General features: G+C 48.3%; 5 protein-coding genes. 4 read left to right on the forward strand and 1 reads right to left on the reverse strand.

The window, feature by feature from the left end:
• Positions 1–310: GIY-YIG nuclease family protein (locus ACUU1M_RS18980; RefSeq protein WP_449144740.1), on the forward strand; the 310-nt coding region annotated here is incomplete at its 5' end.
• 83 nt (positions 311–393) lie between these two features.
• Positions 394–1,446 (forward strand): phage integrase, encoded by a 1,053-nt coding sequence (locus ACUU1M_RS18985; RefSeq protein WP_152029052.1) that lies wholly within the window; start codon positions 394–396, stop codon positions 1,444–1,446.
• A gap of 104 nt (positions 1,447–1,550) precedes the next feature.
• On the opposite strand, the gene rcdA is transcribed toward ACUU1M_RS18985, so the two are convergent.
• A complete protein-coding gene (gene rcdA / locus ACUU1M_RS18990) occupies positions 1,551–2,087 on the reverse strand; it encodes a DNA-binding transcriptional regulator RcdA (protein ID WP_001297003.1) in 537 nt (178 codons plus the stop codon).
• 73 nt (positions 2,088–2,160) lie between these two features.
• Here rcdA and ACUU1M_RS18995 point away from each other — a divergent pair, with 73 nt between their 5' ends.
• Together ACUU1M_RS18995 and ybjI are read left to right on the forward strand one after the other, a co-directional pair.
• A complete protein-coding gene (locus tag ACUU1M_RS18995) occupies positions 2,161–3,357 on the forward strand; it encodes an MFS transporter (RefSeq protein ID WP_449144741.1) in 1,197 nt (398 codons plus the stop codon).
• Positions 3,357–4,172, forward strand: a complete 816-nt coding sequence (gene ybjI, locus ACUU1M_RS19000; RefSeq protein WP_001324713.1) for a 5-amino-6-(5-phospho-D-ribitylamino)uracil phosphatase — start codon at positions 3,357–3,359, stop codon at positions 4,170–4,172. Before ACUU1M_RS18995 ends, ybjI begins: the two co-directional genes overlap by 1 nt.
• Positions 4,173–4,288 lie beyond the last annotated feature (116 nt).

Here is a 4,288-nt window from a genome sequence, read left to right on the forward strand (position 1 = left end):
TGTTCGTGAACTCGGTGATGCTAGTGTTCCTTTTTCGTTCGATGTTCATGCGATGATTTATAGTGATGATGCACCATCATTAGAAAATCATCTGCATAAAGTCTTCAACGAAAAACAGGTCAATAAAATTAACTCACGAAAAGAGTTTTTCAACGTAAATATTAAAGAAATTAAGTCTGTTATTGAAGATATGAACATCAACGCACAATGGACAATGTTTGCGGAAGCGAAAGAATATAGAGAGTCACTGGCGATTGAGCAAGAGCGCAAAGCAGCAACTTCCGCCAACGATGAACTGCATGTTGCTTAGCAATGTATGTTTCATAGTAATCACACATTGATTACTGGTTGTATATACAGTTAAATTTAGCCCTCTGATATGAGGGCTTTTTTATGGCAGTACGAAAACTCACCACAGGAAAATGGCTTTGCGAATGTTACCCCGCCGGACGTAGTGGACGTCGTGTGCGTAAACAATTCGCCACCAAAGGCGAAGCTCTGGCTTTTGAGCGTCACACGATGGAAGAAACCGAAGCAAAGCCCTGGCTGGGTGAATCAGTGGATCGTCGAACACTGAAAGACGTGGTTGAACTATGGTTCAAACTACATGGTAAATCTCTGACAGCTGGGCAGCATGTCTATGACAAATTGCTGTTGATGGTTGACGCTCTGGGCAATCCTCTTGCAACCGATCTCACCTCTAAAATGTTTGCCCACTATCGAGATAAACGCCTGACAGGCGAGATCTACTTCAGCGAGAAATGGAAGAAAGGAGCAAGCCCGGTCACCATTAACCTGGAGCAAAGCTATCTAAGTAGTATTTTTAGCGAACTATCCCGTCTGGGCGAATGGTCGTATCCGAACCCACTGGAGAACATGCGAAAATTCACCATCGCAGAAAAAGAGATGGCATGGCTTACCAATGAGCAGATTGTTGAATTGCTGGCTGATTGCAAACGTCAGGACCCAATTCTGGCACTGGTAGTTAAGATATGCTTAAGCACAGGCGCACGCTGGCGTGAAGCCGTAAATCTTACTCGCTCACAGGTGACCAAATACCGAATTACCTTTGTCAGAACGAAGGGGAAGAAAAACAGAAGCATCCCTATCAGTAAAGAGCTTTACGAAGAGATCATGGCGCTTGATGGGTTCAATTTCTTCACAGACTGCTATTTTCAATTTTTATCCGTGATGGAAAAAACGTCTATCGTGCTCCCTCGCGGTCAACTCACACACGTTCTGCGCCATACGTTTGCGGCGCACTTCATGATGTCGGGTGGAAACATTCTGGCCTTACAAAAAATTCTCGGACACCACGATATAAAAATGACTATGCGTTACGCACATCTGGCACCGGATCATCTGGAAACGGCGCTCCGTTTCAATCCTCTGGCAACGCTGCCAAGTGGCGACAAAGTGGCGGCAGCGGTTGGCATTACCCCGTAATAACCACCACTGACCACCAACCCAACTTATTGTTTTTACTCTAAATTATTGTTTTCATTAACCCGTTTACATAAATGGGTTTTTTGTTATCTAAAATTTATCTACTACCCTGCAACCCTCTCAACCATCCTCAAAATCTCCTCGCGCGATAGCGGCTTACGGTCGGTGACAAAATGCAGCGTCATCCCCTCAATAAACGCATCAAGCGCGCGGGCGGTTCCGGGTTCAAACCATTGTTCGAGCGTTTGCTGACTGCGCTGCATCCAGTTTTGCATTACCGTTTTTAATAGCGGTTTTCGGCTAGCCAGCGCGTAGAGCTGGTACATCAGCTCCATATTATCCGGCGTTGCAACCTGTGAGCTGTAGATCATATCGGTGATAGCCTGGCATGCGCCTTGAGCATCACTAACATCGCTAAAAAATGCCTGATATTGCCGGGACATAATCTCAGTAAAACTGCTGAACGCCTCCAGCAACAACTCATCAATTCCTGAAAAATAGTAGGTCATCGATCCCAACGGTACCCCGGCAAGGGTAGCAATTTTGCGGTGCGTAACAGCATGTATTCCGTAAAGTTTCACCGCCTCCAGCGTGGCCTGGATAATTTTTTCTCGCCGTTGCGGATCGTTAGCGCGACGCATGTCATTTCCTCTGTCTGCAATTGTGTACAACCTTGCTAATGTTGTCTTCCCTCTTCTTATTTTGACGTGATCTATGACCGTAAATTCTTCACGTAATGCATTGAAACGCCGAACCTGGGTCTTCTTTTTGCCAGGCCTGTTAATGGCGTCCTGGGCAACCCGTACGCCTGCTATCCGCGATATTCTCTCTGTCTCGATCGCTGAAATGGGCGGTGTTCTCTTTGGTCTGTCGATCGGTTCGATGAGCGGTATTCTCTGCTCGGCGTGGTTAGTGAAACGCTTTGGGACACGTAATGTCATCCTGGTCACGATGTCCTGCGCATTGATCGGGATGATGATATTAAGTCTGGCACTCTGGCTGACATCGCCCCTGCTCTTTGCCGTTGGTCTCGGCGTCTTTGGGGCAAGTTTTGGTTCTGCGGAAGTGGCGATAAACGTTGAAGGTGCCGCCGTTGAGCGAGAAATGAATAAAACGGTTTTGCCGATGATGCACGGTTTTTATAGCCTGGGCACGCTGGCAGGCGCTGGTGTCGGGATGGCACTGACGGCCTTTGGCGTTCCGGCAACGGTGCACATTTTATTGGCGGCGCTGGTAGGTATCGCGCCTATTTATATCGCCATTCCGGCAATCCCTGACGGTACGGGCAAAAATGCTGCCGATGGCACCCAGCATGGCGAAAAAGGCATTCCTTTTTATCACGATATCCAGTTGCTGTTGATTGGTGTTGTAGTGCTGGCGATGGCCTTTGCCGAAGGTTCTGCCAACGACTGGTTACCCTTATTAATGGTTGATGGTCACGGTTTTAGCCCCACTTCCGGCTCACTGATTTATGCCGGTTTTACCCTGGGGATGACCGTTGGACGCTTCACCGGCGGTTGGTTCATCGACCGTTACAGTCGCGTTGCCGTGGTTCGGGCCAGTGCACTAATGGGGGCGTTGGGTATTGGGCTGATTATTTTTGTCGATAGCGCCTGGGTCGCAGGAGTGTCTGTTGTACTTTGGGGACTGGGTGCCTCGCTGGGCTTCCCGCTGACCATTTCTGCCGCCAGCGATACCGGCCCCGATGCACCAACCCGCGTCAGTGTGGTAGCAACGACCGGTTATCTGGCTTTCCTCGTCGGGCCGCCGCTGCTGGGCTATCTCGGCGAACATTATGGATTACGTAGTGCAATGCTGGTTGTACTGGCGCTGGTTATTCTCGCGGCTATTGTCGCGAAAGCCGTCGCCAAACCCGATACCAAAACGCAGACGGCGATGGAGAATAGTTGATGAGCATTAAATTAATTGCGGTAGACATGGATGGTACTTTCTTAAGCGATCAAAAAACCTATAACCGTGAGCGGTTTATGGCTCAGTATCAGCAAATGAAAGCACAAGGCATTCGCTTTGTGGTCGCCAGCGGGAATCAATATTATCAGTTGATCTCTTTCTTCCCTGAAATTGCGAATGAAATTGCCTTTGTGGCTGAAAACGGCGGCTGGGTAGTGAGTGAAGGCAAAGATGTTTTTAATGGCGAGCTGTCGAAGGATGCGTTTGCTACTGTCGTGGAACATTTGCTGACGCGCCCGGAAGTGGAAATTATTGCCTGCGGAAAAAATAGCGCCTATACACTCAAAAAATATGACGATGCCATGAAAACGGTGGCGGAAATGTATTATCACCGTCTGGAATACGTCGATAACTTTGACAACTTAGAAGATATTTTCTTTAAGTTTGGCCTGAATCTTTCCGATGAACTGATTCCACAAGTACAAAAAGCATTACATGAGGCCATCGGCGATATTATGGTGCCAGTCCACACCGGCAACGGCAGCATCGATCTGATTATCCCCGGCGTACATAAAGCCAATGGCCTTCGCCAACTGCAGAAATTATGGGGAATAGACGACAGCGAAGTGGTGGTCTTTGGCGATGGCGGTAACGATATTGAGATGCTGCGTCAGGCAGGCTTTAGTTTTGCAATGGAAAATGCCGGCAGCGCGGTCGTCGCAGCGGCAAAATACCGGGCAGGCTCCAATAACCGTGAAGGCGTACTGGATGTGATCGATAAAGTTCTTAAACACGAAGCGCCATTTGACCAATAAAAACGGCAGCACGCCCGGCAACACAATGCCTGAATGAAGGCTGCATAATTCGCGGAAATTAACCCGCTGCATTATTTCAGGCGAAATGATTATGAAAAATTGTCTACTGTTGGGCG

This window comes from Shigella sp. SIG6 (genome assembly GCF_053555815.1).